Source organism: Actinomyces israelii DSM 43320 (assembly GCF_000711965.1).
Lineage (GTDB): Bacteria > Actinomycetota > Actinomycetes > Actinomycetales > Actinomycetaceae > Actinomyces > Actinomyces israelii.
Map to the genome: position 1 here is coordinate 86,424 of NZ_JONS01000009.1, position 16,436 is coordinate 102,859.

Consider the following 16,436-nt stretch of genomic DNA (forward strand, 5'->3'; position numbering starts at 1 on the left):
CGGGTTTCCGGCCTCCGCGCAGCTGCGGACGGGACGGAGGAGTCGTGCGTCCCTCCCTCGCGGCGCGGGAGGGAGGGACGACGCGTGGCTGTCAGGCGCCGAGCTCGGCGGTGAGCCGCTCGAGAGCGGCCTTGTTGTACTCGTCAGCGTACTCGTGCCACCCGAAGATGCACACGGAGACGACGCCGTCGAAGTGAACCTCCCGCAGGGTCGAGAAGACCTCGTCCCAGGGGACCTCGCCCTGCCCGATGGCGTTGTGCTGGTGGACGGTGACGTCGGCGCCGGGCGGGTTGATGATGTAGCGGTTGCCGTCGTTGATCCGGTGGTTGAAGCCGTCGGAGACGTGCACCTCGCGGAGCTTGCCGACGGCGGCGGCGGTGCGGATCATGCGACCGGCGTCGCCGGCGCCGTCGGACAGGTGGAAGGTGTGCGGGCAGCAGTACTCGTACCCCAGCCAGTCCTTGTCCACGGAGCGCACGAGCTCCAGGGCGCGGTCGTGCAGCTCGACGAAGTCGTAGGGGTGGGCCTCCATATTGAGGCGGATGCCGTACTTCTCGAAGTCCGGGATCAGCTCCTCGATCGACCGGTACCACTGCTGCTCGGAGCGGCTCGCGCGGTTGCGGTCGCCGGAGAACTCCGAGACGATGTCGCGCACGTCGAGGGCGTCGGCCAGCTCGAGCAGGCGCCGCCAGTTGCGCACCTGGGCCTGGCGCTCGGCCTCGTCCGGGGAGGACCAGTTGAACACCGGGTTGAGGGTGCGCACCTCGACCCCGCTCTCCCTCTCGGCCCTCCTGAGGTCCTCGATGAAGGCGCGGTCGGCCTTGGGGTAGTGGTGCCACAGGTGGAACTCGTTGTTGGGCGAGAGCTCCACGTACCGGAAGCCGAGCTCGGCCGCCTTGTGCAGCGTGTCCGCCGTGGACATGGTCATGTAGTACATGTTGGGGTCGAGAGCGATGTCGACCATGGGGTCTCCTCTCAGGACGCCGACGGCGTCGGCGGGGTTGTGTCCGTGAGCAGGCCGGGGCTCACCGCCCCGGGTCCGGGCCCGGCGGCCCGGCACCCCCGCGCCGGCTGCTCGTCCGGCGCGAGGGCGGTGCCGGCGGCTGCCGGCGGGCGACAGGTGCCGCCCCGCAGTCGGCCCTCAGGCGTAGAAGGCGGGCTTGTCGATCATGGTCACGGCGACCTCGCGGCCGTCGCCGTCGAGGGACTCCAATCCGGCGTCGACCACGCAGGTGGCGGCATAGCCGTCCCAGGCGGTGGAGCCGGTGTGCTCGTCGCGCTCGACGGCCCGGATCCACTGCTGGAACTCCTGGTTGAAGGCCGCCTGGAAGCGGTCGATGTGCGACTGGCACATGGCGTTGCGGTCGCCCGACAGGTCGCGCACGTGCACCTTCTCCTGGTCGCCCAGGCGGACCGTGCCGGTCTCCATGACCAGCTCGCACTCGATGGAGTAGCCGAACTGGATGTTGACGTTGACCTCGTCGTCGATCAGGACGCCGGAGGACGTCCTGGCCACCAGGACCAGCGGGTCCCGGAGGTGGTCGAAGCGGTGGGAGGTGGAGCGCGGGGCGTCCACGCGCACGGAGACGATCTCCTCGCCCAGCAGGAACCGGCAGATGTCGATCTCGTGGATGGCGGTGTCGTCGATCATGTTGCGCGTCGTGTAGCTCTCCGGCACCGAGGGGTTGCGGTGACGGCAGTGGACGAGCGTGGCGTAGCCGTGGTCGCCGGAGTCGAGGACCGCCTTCATCTCATTGTAGGAGGCGTCGAAGCGGCGCATGAAACCGACGGTGACCAGCTTCCTTCCTGCCTTCTGCTCGGCCTCCATGATCTTGATGCAGTCCTCGGCCGTGGTGGCCAGCGGCTTCTCGCACAGCACGTACTTGCCCGCCTCGATGACCCTGATGACGTCGGGGGCGTGGACCTTGCCGAAGGTCGCGATGACGACGGCGTCGACGTCGGGGTCGTTGATGAGCTCCTCGGAGGAGTCGTAGGCCCTGGCCCCGTAGGGCTCGGCGGCCGAGACGGCGGCGTCGTGGTTGATGTCGGCGACGGCGACGATCCGGCCGCCCGACAGGTCGTTGGTGATGCGGGCGAGGTGGGCGCGGCCCATGCCGCCGGCGCCGATGAGTCCAATGCGAACGGTCATGTGTGTATCTCTCTTCCGTGAGCGATCGCCGGAGTGGTCGCGGCGGCGGTCAGGCCAGCCCCAGACCGCACTCGGCCAGGTAGGTGCGCATGTTGATGGCGTTCTGCTTGGGGAAGGACGGGTCGCAGGGGTAGCAGTCCTGCTCGCAGATCACGTAGAGGGGCTTGTCGAGCTCGGCCAGGGCGTCGACGAAGGCGTGCATCTCGGGCAGGCCGGCCGGCGGGCAGACCGAGGCGCCCTTGGTGACGGCCTCGCCGAAGGGCCAGTCCTTCTCGTGGGCCTCGCGGGTGATGTCCTCGTCGAAGGCCTTGATGTGGACGTAGGTGATGCGCTCGGGGTACTTCCTGCACAGCTCGATCGGGTCGCCGCCCCCGTAGACCACGTGCCCGGAGTCCAGGCAGAGGTTGACGTAGGCGGGGTCGGTGGCGTCGAAGATGCGGGCGATCTCCTCGGGCGTCTCGATGTGGGAGTCGCCGTGCGGGTGCAGGACCATCTTCAGGCCGTAGTCATCCAGGAGCATCTGCCCCAGGGCGTTGGCGTGCTCGACGTAGAGCTTCCAGGCGTCGTCGCTGAGCACGCGGTCGTCGGTCCACTCCCAGGTCTTGTCGTCGCGGTAGAGCGGGGGCAGGTGGACGATGTACTCGGCACCGACGGCGGCGTGGGTCTCGGCGATGGCGCGGAAGGTCCTCAGCGTGGTCTCCCAGGCCTCCTGCTTGTGCAGGATGCCCCAGCCGGTGCCGGCGACGACGCGCATGCCGAACTCGTCGCACCACTTCTGGAGCTCCTTGGGGTCGGTCGGGAAGTACCCGAAGGGCCCGGTCTCGATCACCTCGAAGCCGGCCTCGGCCATCTCCTGCCAGGCCTGGCGGGGGGCCATCTGCTTGGGGTCGTCCGGGAACCACACGCCCCACTGGTCGGGGCACACGCCGATGGTCAGCTTGGAGTACTTCGGGTTGGTCGTGTTGACAGCCTTTGATGGCTCAGACATCGTTGTCGCTCCTCATCGAGGTTACATCCGAATCGTTTCGGACATGACTCAGGATAACGAATCCGACCCCGACACGCTAGATCTTTGTACTGACAAATTTGTCCGGCTTTCGCCCCGGCCGTCTCCGCCCGGCCCGGGAGCCGCACGCCGCCGCGGGCCGCCCGCGCCCCCCACGGCCCCGGCGGCGGGTCCCACGCGTGCGCGGGGCCCGCCGCCGTCGTCCCGCAGGGCCTCCACGAGGCCGCAGGGCCTCACAGGTAGTGGCGCTGAGGCCTGCGGTCCTGGAGGTACTGCTCGTAGGCCCTCTGCGTGGACTCCAGGCGGGAGACGCCCGAGACCGCCACGTCCCACCAGGAGGATCCCGGCGGGTTGGGGCCGTACAGGTCGGTCTCGATGTGGATCATCGCGGCCTCGTCGCCGGCGTGGGCCTCGGCGTAGGCCTTCTTGAAGTCCTCGATGCTGGAGACCCGGTAGACCTTCAGCCCCCAGGACTCGGCGTTGGCGGCGATGTCCACGCCCTTGACGTTCTCGGTGTCCTCCAGGTGGGAGCCGGCGCCGCGCTGACGGTACTTGGTGCCGAAGCGCTGCGAGCCGTGGGACTCCGAGAGCGCCCCGATGGAGCAGAAGCCGTAGTTCTGCAGGAGCACGTAGATGACCTTGATGTTCTCCTGGACGACCGTGGCCAGCTCCATGGGGAGCATCTGGTAGGTCCCGTCGCCCACGATGGAGACGACCTCGGACTCGGGGCGGGCGAGCTTGCAGCCCAGGCCCGCCGGGATCTCGTAGCCCATGCAGGAGAAGGCGTACTCCACGTGGTACTGCACGGGCGTCCTGGCCTGCCACAGGGCCTGCAGGTCGCCGGGCATGGAGCCCGCGGCGTTGATGACGATGTCCTCGTCCCCCATGAGCTCGTTGAGCGCGCCGAAGACCTCCGTCTGGGCGGGCAGCGGCCCGTGGCCCAGGTGGTAGCAGCGCTCGGTCCTGGCGAACCAGGACTCGCGCTCGGCAGCGATCTCGCGGGAGTAGTCCTCGCTGACGCGGTAGCCCTCCAGGGCCGCGGTCAGGGCGGTCAGGGCCTCGCGGGCGTCGGCCACGACCATCTCGGCGCTCTGCTTGGCGGCGTCGAAGGGCGTGACGTTGATGTTGACGAAGCGCACCCCCGGGTCCTTGAACTGGGTCTTGGAGGCGGTGGTGAAGTCCGAGTACCGGGTGCCGACGCCAATGACCAGGTCGGCCCTGTCGGCGATGTGGTTGCCCGAGTCCCCGCCGGTGGAGCCCACTCCGCCGATGGCGCAGGGGTGGTCGTAGCTGATGGCGCCCTTGCCGGCCTGGGTGTCGGCCACCGGGATGCCGGTGGCGGTGGCGAAGGCGCGCAGCTGCTCGGAGGCCTCGGAGTAGATGGTCCCGCCCCCGGAGATGACCATGGGGCGCCTGGCCGCCCTGATGAGGGCGACGGCGCGCTCCAGGGCGGCGGGCTCGGGCACGGGCCGGCGCACGTGCCACACGCGCTTGCGGAACAGCTCGACGGGCCAGTCGTGGGCCTCGGCCTGGACGTCCTGGGGCATGGCCAGGACGACGGCGCCGGTCTCGGCCGGGTCGGTGAGCACCCGCATGGCGTTCAGCAGCGAGGGGATGAGCTGCTCGGGGCGGTTGATCCGGTCGAAGAAGCGGGCCACGGGCCGGAAGCAGTCGTTGACCGTGACGTCGAGGCTGGTCGGGTCCTCGAGCTGCTGGAGGACCGGGTCGGGGACCCGGGTGGCGAACTGGTCGGAGGGGAGGATCAGCACCGGGACGCGGTTCGTGGTGGCCAGGGCCGCGCCGGTGACCATATTGAGCGAGCCGGGGCCGATCGAGGCGGTGATCATGTAGGTCGACATCCGGTTGCGGACCTTGGCGAAGGCCGAGGCGGCGTGGACGGCGCCCTGCTCGTTGCGGGGCATGATGTAGGGCATCTCGCCCTCGCCCGGGTCGGGGGCGATCTCGTTCTGCAGCAGCGCCTGGCCGATGCCGGCGACGTTGCCGTGCCCGAAGATGCCCAGGGCGCCGGCGATGAGGCGGTGCTCGACGCCGTCGCGCTCGGTGTACTGGTTGGTCAGGAACCGGATGGTCGCCTGGGCGACCGTCAGGCGGATGGTGCCGGCGTAGGCTTCATTGCTCACGATGTGCGCTCTTCTCTGGTGGTTGTCGGTGCGGTGCGTCGATCAGCGGGTCATGGGCAGGCGGGGGTCGATCTCCTGGTCCTCCCAGGTGCCGCGGATCCAGTGGTGGGCGGGGTCGTCGGGGGCGAGCCAGGCCAGGTCCTCGTCGGGTCCGGCCATGACATTGAGGTAGTACATGTCGTAGCCGGGGGCGGCCACGCACGGGCCGTGGTAGCCGTGGGGCACGAGCGCGACGTCGCCGTCGCGCACCTCCGTGCACAGGTCGATCGGCCTGCCGGGATCGGAGGCGTAGGTGCGGTGCAGGCCGAAGCCGGGGTCCCCGGCAGGCGAGGGGGCGATCTCGAAGTAGTAGATCTCCTCCAGCTCGCGCTCGTCGGCGCCCCTGCGGTCGTGCTTGTGGGCCGGGTAGGAGGACCAGTTGCCGCCCGGGGTGAGCACCTCGCAGCACAGCAGGTGGGAGGTCTCGACCCCATTGTTCAGGGCGTAGTTGTTGACCTGGCGCGAGCAGTCGCCGGCCCCGCGCAGGTCGGTGCGCACCTGGTCGCGCCCCAGGTGGCGCACCGGCAGGTCGCGCACGGCGATCGCTGCGGGCAGGGCGAAGCGCCCGCCCGCCGCCGAGGTGAGGGTGAAGGAGGTGCGGCGCGGCACGTAGAGGGAGTCGGTGATCTCCTCGAACACGCCGGAGCGCCCGGCGAGCTCGTAGGTCTCGCCGCCCGTCTCCACGGCGGCGGCGCCCGCCAGCGGCAGGACGAGGAGCTCGTAGTCGCCGGTCTCCAGGGCGAGGGTCTCCCCCGCCTCCAGGACCGCCACGCGCAGGCCGGAGTAGGTCCATCCGGCGTCGGCGGCGGAGATGTCGACGGTGAGGGAGTCGTGGCCGGTCGAGCCGGCGGGGACGTGGATGTCGAGTGTCATGAGAGCAGTCCTACGGTGTTGTCGACGGCGCCGGCGACGTCGTCGTCGGGCGGGAAGAGCAGGGAGCGGCCGATGACCAGTCCCTTGACGGTGGGCAGGGCCAGCGCCCTGGCCCAGGAGGCGCGGGCGGCCTCCGGGTCCTCGCTCACCGCGCCGCCCAGGATAAGGGCGGGCAGCGTGGAGGCCTCCGTGACGCGCTCCATGTCGGCCACGGCGGGCAGCTTGAGCCAGGTGTGGGCGCTGGTGCGCCCCAGGCCGGAGGCGATGGCCATGGAGGCGATGACGGCGTCCGGGCTGAGGTCGTTGACCACCCTGCCGTCGCTCCACCGCGAGATGAAGGGCTCGACCATGGCCATGACGCCCCGCTCGGCGAGGTCGTCGACGGCGCGGGCGCAGGCGGCGAGCGTGTCCGCGGTCCTGGGGTCCTCGTAGTTGACGCGCAGCAGCATCTTGCCGCCGTCGAGCCCGGCGTCCGCGACCCCGCGGGCGTCGTAGCCGGTGAAGCGGTCGTCCATCTCGAAGGCCGCGCCGGCCAGCCCGCCGCGGTTCATGGAGCCGTAGACGAGCTTGCCGTCCAGGGCGCCGAGCAGGGCGAGGTCCTCGATCATGTCCGCGGTGCCCAGGAAGCCGTTGACGCCGGGCCGGTCCAGGGCGGTCACGCAGCGGGCCAGCACGTCCTCGCGCGAGGCCATGGCCATGGGGGCGCCGCCGGCCGCGAGCGCGCCGCGGGCGGGGTGGTCGCAGGCGATGATCATGAGCTTGCCGTCGCCCTCGGGGAGGGTCCCGCGGGGGCGGTCGGCCAGCGTCCGGGCGATGCGCTCGGGAGCGTGGGCGCGGATGTCCACGATCCTGTCGGTCAGCGGGGTGGGGGGCATATGTCACAGGTCCTTGAGGTTCGGGGCGCACTGGTCGCGGTGGGCGCGCATGACGTTGAGCAGCTCGGGCTCGGCGGGCATCGCGGTGGAGCACTCGATGCGCTCGCAGACGATGGCTCCGGCGGTCGAGGCCGCGAAGATCGTCTTCTCCAGCGACCAGCCCGACAGCAGCCCGTGGCAGACGGCACCGCCGAAGGCGTCGCCGGCGCCCAGGCCGTTCTTGGTGGTGGCCGGGGTCACGGGCATCTCGATGCGCTCGTCGCGGGTCTTGGCGAGGGTCCCGAGCGGGCCCTGCTTGACAATGGCCAGCTCGACGCCGGCGTCGAGCAGGGCGTCGGCGGCGCGCTCGGGCTCGGTCTCGCCGACGGCGACGCGGCACTCCTCGCGGTTGCCGATGGCCACGGTCGTCCTGGGCAGGACGGCGGAGACGGCCTCGTGGGCGGTGGCCTCATCGGGCCAGAACATGGCCCGGTAGTCCAGGTCGATAATGGTGTGCGTCTTGCGCCCGCGGGCCTCCAGGGCGGCGTTGTGGGCGGAGCGGGAGGGCTCCTTGCTCAGCCCGGTGGCGGAGACCCAGAAGATCCGCGCATCGCGCACCGCGCCCAGGGGGACGTCCTCCTCGGTCAGCTCCAGGTCGGGGGCGGAGGGCTCGCGGTAGAAGTAGAGGGGGAAGTCGTCGGGCGGGAAGATCTCGCAGAAGGTGACGGGCGTGTTGAACTCCGGCTTGGTGACGACGTAGTCGTCGTAGACGCCCAGGCGGCGCATCTCGGCGCACACGAACCGCCCGAAGGGGTCGTCGCCGACGCCGGTGACGACGGCCGAGCGGTGGCGGTAGCGGGAGGCGGCAACAGCGACGTTGGTCGGGCTGCCCCCCAGGAACTTGCCGAAGGACTCCACGTCCTCCAGTCCCACCCCGATCTGGAGCGGGTAGATGTCGACGCCGCAGCGTCCAATGGTGAGAACATCGAGTGGCGGGGCTTGAAGAGGGGCGGTCATAATGGTCCCTTCCACATCATCGGGGCGGGTGTGTCGCGGGGCTCGTGGCGAGCCGATGCCCACAGCCTGCCGCACCGACGCGTCCCCGTCAAGAGGTTTGTCCGAACAAATCCGGGTTGGATCTCGGCAGCCGGGCTCGACACCGGGCCGGCAGCCGGACACAACCGAACACGCCCGATGACGACGCGGCGGCTCACTGTCTGTATTATGAGTTGCCCCATTGACTTCAGGGAACTCCCATGCCCATCACACCGTTCCAGCCCAACATCGCCATCGATCGTACGAGCGATGTTCCGCTCTACAGCCAGATCGCAGAGGCGCTCGCCGCCCTCATCCTCGACGGCACCCTGGCACCCGGCACCCGCATCGAGGACGAGGTCTCCATGGCACGGCGCCTGGAGGTCTCGCGCCCCACCACCAGACAGGCGCTTCAGCGCCTCGTCGACCGCGGCCTCATCTCGCGACGGCGCGGAGCAGGGACGGTCGTGACCTCCCCGCACGTGCGCAGGCCGATGGAGCTGTCGAGTCTTCTGGCGGACCTGACCAAGAACGGGCACGCGGTATCCACATCCATCACCGAGTACTCCATGCACCCGGCCGACGAGGAGGAGGCGGAGCACCTCGGCATCGAGCCGGGCACGAACGTGACGAGGATCAAGCGTGTGCGCAGCGCCGACGGCGAGCCGATCGCCCTGATGGAGAACCTCCTGCCGGCGGCGATCGCCCCCTCCCACGAGGAGCTGGAGCAGGACGGGCTCTACAACCTGCTGCGCACCCAGGGCGTGGTGCCCTCCACCGCCACGCAGTCCATCGGCGCCCGCAACGCGACGCCCGCCGAGGCCGAGGCGCTCGACGAGAAGCGCCGCGCGGCCCTGCTGACGGTCACCCGCACGGCCTACGACTCCTCGGGCACCGTCATCGAGTACGGCACGCACGTCTACCGCGCCTCGCGCTACTCCTTCGAGACGACCCTCTTCAACGCCTAGCCGCGCGGGCCCGCACCTCCCGCCCCGCTCCCTTGCCGAGATCGGTTCACTTCCGCACCGAGATCGGTTCGGCTCGCCGGCGCCCGCAGCGAGCAGGCCGCCCGTCGCTCCGACCGAACCGCCAACCGCCCCGATTTGTATGGACAAATTCTTGACATCTGCGCCGTGTGCCACTTGAATGGGGCGCAAGAGCCGCAACCGGCGACGACGCCTCCCGCGGCCGATCACCCCCATGGAGTATGCCGATGAGCAATGACTACACACCCGGCCCCCTTCTTGAGGCCTCTCGCACCACGCCGACCGCCCTGTGGAACGACTCCGCGGATCCCGATGAGCTCCGCCAGTCGATCTCCTTCGGCGGCGTCGGCGCGACCTGCAACCCGACCATCGCCTACACCTGCATCAACCTGAAGAAGGACCGCTGGCTGCCCCGCATCGCCGAGCTGGCCGAGGAGATGCCCGAGGCGACCGAGTCCGAGATCGGCTGGCAGGTCGTTCGCGAGCTGAGCATGGAGGCCGCCAAGCTGCTCGAGCCCGCCTTCGAGGAGCACAGGGGCCGCAACGGGCGCCTGTCCATGCAGACCGACCCGCGCCTGGCTCGCAGCGCCAAGGCCCTGGCGGACCAGGCCGAGGAGTTCTCCAAGCTGACGAAGAACATCATCGTCAAGATCCCGGCCACCTCCGTGGGCGTCAGGGCCATCGAGGACGCCACCTACCGGGGCGTGTCCGTCAACGTGACGGTCTCCTTCTCAGTGCCGCAGGCCGTCGCCACGGGCGAGGCCATCGAGCGCGGCCTCAAGCGCCGCGAGGCCGAGGGCAAGGACATCTCCACCATGGGCCCGGTGGTCACCCTCATGGTCGGCCGCCTGGACGACTGGATCAAGATCGTCGCCAAGCGCGACAACCTCTTCCTCGACCCGGGCCACCTGGAGTGGGCCGGCGTGGCCGCCTTCAAGCGCGCCTACCAGGAGTTCCAGTCCCGCGGCCTGCGCGCACGCCCGCTGTCGGCCGCCTTCCGCAACGTCATGCACTGGTCCGAGCTCGTCGGCGGGGACGTGGTCATCTCCCCGCCCTTCAAGTGGCAGAGGCTCATCAACGACTCCGGCTACAAGGTCGAGCCCCGCATGGACGTTCCGGTCGCGCCGGAGATCATGAAGACGCTCAAGTCCATCCCCGAGTTCGTGCGCGCCTACGAGCCCGACGGCATGACTCCCGAGGAGTTCGACACCTACGGGGCGACCGTGCGCACCCTGCGCGGCTTCCTCCAGGCCGACGCCGACCTGGACACGCTGGTCCGCGACGTCATCATGCCCCAGCCGTGAGCCCGAGGCCATGATCTCCCGACGTCGGTCGGGGGGTCCCGGCCGCTGCGCCGTGCCCGCCCCGGCCGGCCGCTGCGCCGTGCCCGCCCCGGCCGACGTCGGGATTTCCCGGGCCCAGTGCTGACGCGCGTCACCATCCGCATCCACCACCGCCAACCACTAGAACACCAGCACCGCTCACTACAAGGAAGTCCTGACATGCTGAACATCGCCGTCATCGGCGCCGGCCGCATCGGCCACGTCCACGCCAAGACCATCGCCGCCCACCCGGACGCCGCCCTCGCTGTCGTGTGCGACCCCATCGACGACGCCGCCCAGAAACTCGCCGACCAGTACGGGGCCCGGGCGTGCAAGGAGGCCGAGGAGGTCTTCGCCGACCCGCAGGTCGACGCCGTCATCATCGGCTCCCCCACTCCCCTGCACATCCCCCACCTGCTGGCTGCCGCCAGGGCGGGCAAGGCCGTGCTGTGCGAGAAGCCGATCGCCCTGGACATGAAGGACGTCGAGGCCGTCAAGTCCGAGCTCGACGCCGTCGCCACCCCCGTCATGTTCGGCTTCAACCGCCGCTTCGACCCGTCCTTCGCGGCGGTGCACGCGGCCGTGAGGGACGGGCGCGTCGGCGACCTGGAGCAGCTGACGATCATCAGCCGCGACCCGGCCGCTCCGCCGGTGGAGTACATCAAGGTCTCCGGCGGCATCTTCCGCGACATGACGATCCACGACTTCGACACCGCCCGCTTCTTCCTGGGCGAGATCACCGAGGTCTACGCCGCCGGCCAGAACCTGGACCCGGCGATCAAGGAGACCGGGGACTTCGACGCCGCCGTCGTCACCCTCAGGGCGGCCTCCGGCGCGGTGGCGACCATTATCAACAACCGCCACTGCGCCTCGGGCTACGACCAGCGGCTGGAGGCCTCGGGCCGCGGCGGGGCGCTCTTCGCCGAGAACATCCGCGCCACCACGGTGCGCCTGTCCAACGCCGAGGTCACCGACGCCCAGGAGCCGTACCTCGACTTCTTCCTCGAGCGCTACGCCGACGCCTACCGCCTGGAGCTGTCCGCCTTCATCGAGGCCGTCGAGAAGGGCTCCCCGACGCCCACGACCATTGACGACGCCGTCAGGGCCCTCGCCCTGGCCGAGGCGGCCACCGAGTCGGCCCGCACCGGCAAGCCGGTGAGCGTCGCCTGACGGACCGGCCGGCCCGCCACACGCACGGCTCGGCCGCGGGGGTGCTGCGCCCTCTCGCGGCCGAGCCGTCTTGGGCTCGAGACGGGTGCGGCGTCATGCCGGCCCCCGGTGCGGCCAGCCGTCGGGAGCGGCGGGCGGCCACGGCGGGCAGGCCCTTCCGTCCCGGTCAGGGCGCGGTGGCTCGGCGCAGGCCGATCCAGGCTACCGCCGCCATACGGCGAGCACGGCCCATGAGACCCCGGAGGCCGGGGTCGTCCTGTCGGCCGAGTTGACGGCGGGCAGGGCGGAGAAGGGCCGGGGCGCCGCGAGCGCCTGGGCTGGGCCGTGAAGCCGGCCGGCGAGGAGCCCGCCGACGTGTCCGGCCGCGAGGAGGGCGAAGACGGCGGTGAGCGCGGCCAGGGTCGAGCGCGCCGCCGCGCAGGCTCCCACGCACACCAGGCCGAGGAGGGCGCAGGACACGGCGGCGGCCGCCAGCTCGGCGCGACTCGCCTGCGCCAGCACCCGGCCCCGGTCGATCACCACATAGTCGATCACCACATAGCGGTCCGCCACCTGGGACGGCTCGGCCAGCAGGTGGGAGGAGACGAGCACGGCGCCGCCTCCCGACACCCGCTCGCGCAGAAGCGTGCGCACCCAGACCCGCCTCCTCCAGGCACTCACCGACCGCCTCCCGCGACAGGCCGCTCCCAACGGCGAGCACTATGAGGTTCTCCCACCCGCTCAGCCCCGGCAGCATCCCCACAGCCCCCAGCACCGCCCCCACCCGCCGGGGGGATCCAGTGCCTTCCGTCTCGGGTTTCGGGCTGCGGCGCACCGCCCCCACCCGCCGGGGGGGGATCACTCCAGGCGCCCAACGGCCGCCCATCAACCAGCGCACGCCCGCCATCCGGCCGGCACAGACCCAGCAGAGCTTCCGCACAACCGGCCTCAGGAGCTCGGCGCCGAGGAGCCCCGCACGAGCAGGTGGGGGCGCACGGAGTAGACGGCGCCGCCCCCGGGCAGCCGATCGACGACGACGCCCGCGGGCAGGCCGCCCGGCAGCCCCTGGTCGGGGTCCGCCTCGGGGCCCCCGCCGCCGCTCGGCCGGGAGACCGTGCCCGCCGAGCCCGCCGAGTCCGCCATACTCTCCATGCCCGCCACGGCCCGACGCACCGCGACGTCGGCGATCACGGGGGCGTCCTGGCGCACCGTCGTCAGGTCGAGGGCGGACAGGCCGGAGAAGGGGATGCCGTCGTAGCCGGTGACGGCTACGTCCTCGGGAACCCGCAGGCCCCGGCGCCGCAGCTCCAGGACGGCGCCGAGGGCGCAGCGGTCGTTAAAGCAGACCAGCGCCTGCGGCAGCACGCCCCGGGCGGCCAGAGCCGAGGCCGCGCGCGTGCCGGACTCCTCGTCGTCGCCGCCCGCCACAACGGACGCCGGTAGGCCTCGCTCGGCGAGGACCTCGGTGAAGACCCGGCGCCGCACCGGGGCCGCGGAGGCGCCCCCGCCGTCGATGTGGACGAGGCGGCGCCTGCCCGTGGACAGCAGGTGCTCCACGAGCGCGCGCACCCCGACGTCGTCCTGGGAACGCACGACGTCGACGCCGGGGACCCCGGTGTCGTGGCACAGGAGGACCACGGGCATGACGGCGGCCGCCTCCCGCAGCAGCGCGTCCTCGACGGCGGAGTCGACCAGCACGAGCGACTCGCAGCGCTCCCGCAGGAGCCCGCGCACGCCCTCGGTCTCGTCCCGGCTGCCGGTGACGGCCGACAGGGCGATGTCGCGCCCGCGCCGCTCGCAGGCGGCGTAGAGGGCGTCGACGAGCTCGACCTGGAAGGCCTGGCCGGCCACGAAGGAGACGCCGATCAGGCCGGTGCTCGCCCGGCGCAGGAGGCGCGCCTTCGGGTCGGCCTCGTAGCCGAGCTGGTGGGCGATGTCGCGGATCTCCTGCCGGGTGGAGGACGCGACCCCGGGGGCGTTGTTGAGGGCGGCGGAGACGGTGGACACCGATCTGCCGGCGCGCCTAGCGACGGTGGAGATGGTGACCCGACGACGGCGCGGTGCGGGCATGCGGCCCCTTTCCCTGTCGTGAACCCGTCAGGGCCGTGCGACGGGCGCGGCCCGCTGCGCAGCGTACCCGGTGCCCGGGGAGCACCGCCCGCCGGGAACGCCGCTGGGCCGGTTGCGGCGGGGCGGGGCGCGCCCGCGGCGTTGAGCATGTCCTGATAGCGCACTCCGAGATCGACCAGGAAGACGCCTGGGCGGCCGAGCCGCTGAGGCTCTTCTCACCGGGGGATCCTGCGGATTACGAAGAGGACGAGGACCGCGAGTTGAAGCTGTCCGCTGTCGGAGCTATCCGCCAATGAGGTGGGAGGCGTTGTCGTTCTTCAAGGTGTCGCCGAGGTTGGCGGAGGAGTGGGCGGGAATGACCTGGGCGGTCCCCCTGTAGCCGGAGTTGAAGTAGACCGTCACGGGCTGATCGGTGCGGTTGATGACCGAGGCCGCCTCATTCTTGATGCACTCGCCCTGGCCCTGACCTGGGCCCTTGAAGTCATAGCAGCCGGGCTGAGAGGTCCCGTAGTCCTCAACGGAGAAGGGGAAGTCCGATACCGACCCCTCATAATTGCTGTTGTAGTAGAAGCAGACCTCGCCGTCCTCGCACACGCCGTTGCGCTCCGCAGGAGGATCCGGAGCCGGCGTCGGCGTCGGCGTCGGATCCGGAGGCCAGTAGAAGGCCTGTGCGGCAGGAGCGTGAGCGGACAGAGCGCCGGCAGCGAGAGCGAGGACGGCTGCGGCGCCGGCGGCGTAAGGGGCGAGCTTGTTGATCATGATAAGAATCCTTTCTGCGAGCGTCCCGCCTGCGCGGGCACTGGTCTGCCTGCGGAGCGCCCCGGGCCCGGGGCGCTCCGCAGCATGTTCTTTCACGTCGACGTCGCTGTCGGGTACCCGACGGCAAAAGGCTAAGGGTGAGAGGAGCAGCCCACCAGAGGAAGGCCTGCCCTTGACGCAATAGCATTTTTCTGCTAAAAACTGAGCCCAACCGACACGGGCTCCGCCGAAGACCAGTATCCGAAATCCTCGTCAACGACTGGGCGATCGGCCCCAGAAGGCCGTCCACCTCCGTCCGGCTCGCGCCCATAGGCCGGCTCTCCCGGCCATCGCCCCCTCGACCGCGGCACCTGGGCTGCGGCCCGCACGCGAACCAATGAGCCGGATACCGGATGTCCGCCGGAATGACATTAGGGAGATCCGGTATCGCGCGCCCTGGAGGGATCCCTGCAAACACGCGGTTCTTCGCCAGCACCTCGGCGGCCCGAACGGCCAATGTCATTCTGACGGACAGCAGCTCCGCAGGCCGGGGGAGCCGAACGTCTTCTCGACATCAGTCGACCAGAACCCACCCCGCACCCGCCCCGTGTCGAGATCGGTCCGTCGGACCGATCTCGACACGGAATACGACCGGTCTCGACGAAGGAGGCGAGAGGGCCGAGGCGACGGGAGGGCCCCAGGGAGGGCGGGTGGGGCGGTTTGTCCTGACGAATCGGCAAGATCGACACCGCAGACTGTTGACAACCCCCGCCCCCGCGCCCATACTGGTGCCACATGTTCACGCGCGTGAATCACTGCGAGGCGCGCGCTCACCAGTCAACGAGGACAGAACACCCATGAGCAGCAGCACCCCCCTGTCAGTCGCCGTCATCGGCGCCGGCATGGCCGGCACCACCCACGCCAACGCCTGGCGCCAGGTGGGCACCGTCTTCGACCTGGGCCTGCCCGAGGTCCGCCTGGCCGCCATCGCCGACGCCTACGAGCCCTTCGCCACGGACGCCGCCGAGCGCTACGGCTACGAGAGGGCCGTCACCGACTGGCGCGACGTGGCCGACGACCCCAGCATCGACATCGTCTCCATCGTGGTGGGCAACGCCCTGCACCGCGAGATCGCCGAGGCCATGATCCGCGCGGGCAAGCACGTCCTGTGCGAGAAGCCCCTGGCGGACACCCTGGAGAACGCCCGCGCCATGGCCGAGACCGAGAAGGAGGCCGGCGTCGTCACCGCCGTCGGCTTCACCTACCGCCGCAACGCCGCCGTCGCCAAGCTCGCCGAGCTGGTCGCCTCCGGACACCTGGGCGAGATCAACCACTTCGACGGCCGCTACTGGTGCGACTACGGCGTGGACCCGACCGCCCCCATGGCCTGGCGCTACAAGGGCCCCATGGGCTCGGGCGCCCTGGGCGACGTCGGCAGCCACCTCATCGACACCGCCGAGACGATCCTCGGCCCCATCGTCTCGGTCTCCGGCGCCGCCATGATGACCTCCATCACCGAGCGCCCGGTCGCCACCGGGCACGTCACCCGCGGCACCGCCCTGGACACCGCCAACGCCATCTACGAGCCCGTGGAGAACGACGACGTCGCCACCTTCACCGCCCGCTTCGCCAGCGGCGCCGTCGGCACCTTCTCCTGCTCCCGCGTGGCCTGGGGCCTGCCGAACTCGCTCATGGTCGACGTCCTGGGCACCAGAGGCCGGGCCTCGTGGGACCTGGCGCGCTGCGGCGAGATCAAGATCGACGACGCGAGCTCCCCCGCCGACCTCGGCGGCGCCCGCCGCGTCCTGGTGAACCCCGGCTTCCCCTACTTCGCCCGGGGCTCCTCCATGGCCTTCGGCGGGGTGGGCCTGACACAGATCGAGCAGTTCACCTACCAGGCCCACGCCTTCCTCCAGCAGGTCGCCGGCGTGACCGGCGAGGCGGCCCTGCCGCCCTGCGCCACCTTCGCCGACGGCTACCGCGAGATGCTCATCGCCGACGCCGTGGCCCGCTCGGCAGCCGCCGGCGGGGCCGCCATCGACGTCTCCGGGCTCGGCAAGTGAGCCCCGACCGA

Annotated in this window: 14 protein-coding genes; 4 read left to right on the forward strand and 10 right to left on the reverse strand. The window is 70.9% G+C overall.

What is annotated here, in order from left to right; translation table 11 throughout:
- Nucleotides 1–91: 91 nt before the first annotated feature.
- The 7 genes from O145_RS04995 to iolC form a co-directional block, all read right to left on the reverse strand.
- Nucleotides 92–964 (reverse strand): sugar phosphate isomerase/epimerase family protein, encoded by an 873-nt coding sequence (locus tag O145_RS04995; RefSeq protein ID WP_043560486.1) that lies wholly within the window; start codon nt 962–964, stop codon nt 92–94.
- Nucleotides 965–1,141: 177 nt separating this feature from the next.
- Nucleotides 1,142–2,149 carry a Gfo/Idh/MocA family protein gene (locus tag O145_RS05000; RefSeq protein WP_043560487.1) on the reverse strand — a complete coding sequence of 336 codons (1,008 nt, stop codon included), beginning with the start codon at nt 2,147–2,149 and terminating at the stop codon, nt 1,142–1,144.
- Between the two features lie 49 nt (nt 2,150–2,198).
- The gene (locus O145_RS05005; protein ID WP_043560489.1) at nt 2,199–3,137 is read right to left on the reverse strand and encodes a sugar phosphate isomerase/epimerase family protein; all 939 of its coding nucleotides are present in this window, start codon (nt 3,135–3,137) and stop codon (nt 2,199–2,201) included.
- A gap of 251 nt (nt 3,138–3,388) precedes the next feature.
- The gene (gene iolD, locus O145_RS05010) at nt 3,389–5,296 is read right to left on the reverse strand and encodes a 3D-(3,5/4)-trihydroxycyclohexane-1,2-dione acylhydrolase (decyclizing) (RefSeq protein ID WP_043560491.1); all 1,908 of its coding nucleotides are present in this window, start codon (nt 5,294–5,296) and stop codon (nt 3,389–3,391) included.
- 42 nt (nt 5,297–5,338) lie between these two features.
- Nucleotides 5,339–6,208 (reverse strand): 5-deoxy-glucuronate isomerase, encoded by an 870-nt coding sequence (iolB, locus tag O145_RS05015; RefSeq protein WP_043560493.1) that lies wholly within the window; start codon nt 6,206–6,208, stop codon nt 5,339–5,341.
- Nucleotides 6,205–7,083 (reverse strand): Cgl0159 family (beta/alpha)8-fold protein, encoded by an 879-nt coding sequence (locus O145_RS05020; protein ID WP_043560495.1) that lies wholly within the window; start codon nt 7,081–7,083, stop codon nt 6,205–6,207. Before O145_RS05020 ends, iolB begins: the two co-directional genes overlap by 4 nt.
- A gap of 3 nt (nt 7,084–7,086) precedes the next feature.
- On the reverse strand, nt 7,087–8,079 hold the full coding sequence (iolC, locus tag O145_RS05025; RefSeq protein WP_043560498.1) for a 5-dehydro-2-deoxygluconokinase: 993 nt from the start codon (nt 8,077–8,079) through the stop codon (nt 7,087–7,089).
- Nucleotides 8,080–8,318: 239 nt separating this feature from the next.
- Here iolC and O145_RS05030 point away from each other — a divergent pair, with 239 nt between their 5' ends.
- From O145_RS05030 to iolG, 3 genes are all read left to right on the forward strand, one after another.
- On the forward strand, nt 8,319–9,065 hold the full coding sequence (locus tag O145_RS05030; RefSeq protein WP_043560500.1) for a GntR family transcriptional regulator: 747 nt from the start codon (nt 8,319–8,321) through the stop codon (nt 9,063–9,065).
- 245 nt (nt 9,066–9,310) lie between these two features.
- Entirely contained in the window at nt 9,311–10,387 is a 1,077-nt protein-coding gene (locus O145_RS05035; RefSeq protein WP_043560503.1) for a transaldolase family protein, read from the forward strand.
- Nucleotides 10,388–10,585: 198 nt separating this feature from the next.
- Nucleotides 10,586–11,575: an inositol 2-dehydrogenase gene (iolG, locus tag O145_RS05040; RefSeq protein WP_043560505.1), complete on the forward strand. Its 990-nt coding sequence runs from the start codon at nt 10,586–10,588 to the stop codon at nt 11,573–11,575.
- A gap of 201 nt (nt 11,576–11,776) precedes the next feature.
- Here the strand turns inward: iolG and O145_RS05045 are convergent, their stop codons facing one another.
- From O145_RS05045 to O145_RS05055, 3 genes are all read right to left on the reverse strand, one after another.
- Nucleotides 11,777–12,208: a hypothetical protein gene (locus O145_RS05045; RefSeq protein WP_043560507.1), complete on the reverse strand. Its 432-nt coding sequence runs from the start codon at nt 12,206–12,208 to the stop codon at nt 11,777–11,779.
- A gap of 294 nt (nt 12,209–12,502) precedes the next feature.
- A complete protein-coding gene (locus O145_RS05050) occupies nt 12,503–13,624 on the reverse strand; it encodes a LacI family DNA-binding transcriptional regulator (protein ID WP_043560510.1) in 1,122 nt (373 codons plus the stop codon).
- Nucleotides 13,625–13,906: 282 nt separating this feature from the next.
- Nucleotides 13,907–14,383, reverse strand: coding sequence for a peptidase inhibitor family I36 protein (locus O145_RS05055; protein WP_043560514.1), 477 nt, complete (start codon nt 14,381–14,383; stop codon nt 13,907–13,909).
- An 836-nt stretch (nt 14,384–15,219) separates the two neighbouring features.
- Between O145_RS05055 and O145_RS05060 the strand changes: the two genes are divergently transcribed.
- Complete coding sequence (locus O145_RS05060) at nt 15,220–16,425, forward strand: Gfo/Idh/MocA family protein (protein WP_043560516.1); 1,206 nt, start codon at nt 15,220–15,222, stop codon at nt 16,423–16,425.
- Nucleotides 16,426–16,436: the final 11 nt, after the last annotated feature.

What these genes read in the sequence shown, in the direction of transcription:
- O145_RS04995 (WP_043560486.1), bottom strand. Translation starts at nt 964, where the DNA reads ATGGTCGACATCGCTCTCGACCCCAACATGTACTACATGACCATGTCC.
- O145_RS05000 (WP_043560487.1), bottom strand. Translation starts at nt 2,149, where the DNA reads ATGACCGTTCGCATTGGACTCATCGGCGCCGGCGGCATGGGCCGCGCC.
- O145_RS05005 (WP_043560489.1), bottom strand. Translation starts at nt 3,137, where the DNA reads ATGTCTGAGCCATCAAAGGCTGTCAACACGACCAACCCGAAGTACTCC.
- iolB (WP_043560493.1), bottom strand. Translation starts at nt 6,208, where the DNA reads ATGACACTCGACATCCACGTCCCCGCCGGCTCGACCGGCCACGACTCC.
- O145_RS05020 (WP_043560495.1), bottom strand. Translation starts at nt 7,083, where the DNA reads ATGCCCCCCACCCCGCTGACCGACAGGATCGTGGACATCCGCGCCCAC.
- iolC (WP_043560498.1), bottom strand. Translation starts at nt 8,079, where the DNA reads ATGACCGCCCCTCTTCAAGCCCCGCCACTCGATGTTCTCACCATTGGA.
- O145_RS05030 (WP_043560500.1), top strand. Translation starts at nt 8,319, where the DNA reads ATGCCCATCACACCGTTCCAGCCCAACATCGCCATCGATCGTACGAGC.
- O145_RS05035 (WP_043560503.1), top strand. Translation starts at nt 9,311, where the DNA reads ATGAGCAATGACTACACACCCGGCCCCCTTCTTGAGGCCTCTCGCACC.
- iolG (WP_043560505.1), top strand. Translation starts at nt 10,586, where the DNA reads ATGCTGAACATCGCCGTCATCGGCGCCGGCCGCATCGGCCACGTCCAC.
- O145_RS05050 (WP_043560510.1), bottom strand. Translation starts at nt 13,624, where the DNA reads ATGCCCGCACCGCGCCGTCGTCGGGTCACCATCTCCACCGTCGCTAGG.
- O145_RS05055 (WP_043560514.1), bottom strand. Translation starts at nt 14,383, where the DNA reads ATGATCAACAAGCTCGCCCCTTACGCCGCCGGCGCCGCAGCCGTCCTC.
- O145_RS05060 (WP_043560516.1), top strand. Translation starts at nt 15,220, where the DNA reads ATGAGCAGCAGCACCCCCCTGTCAGTCGCCGTCATCGGCGCCGGCATG.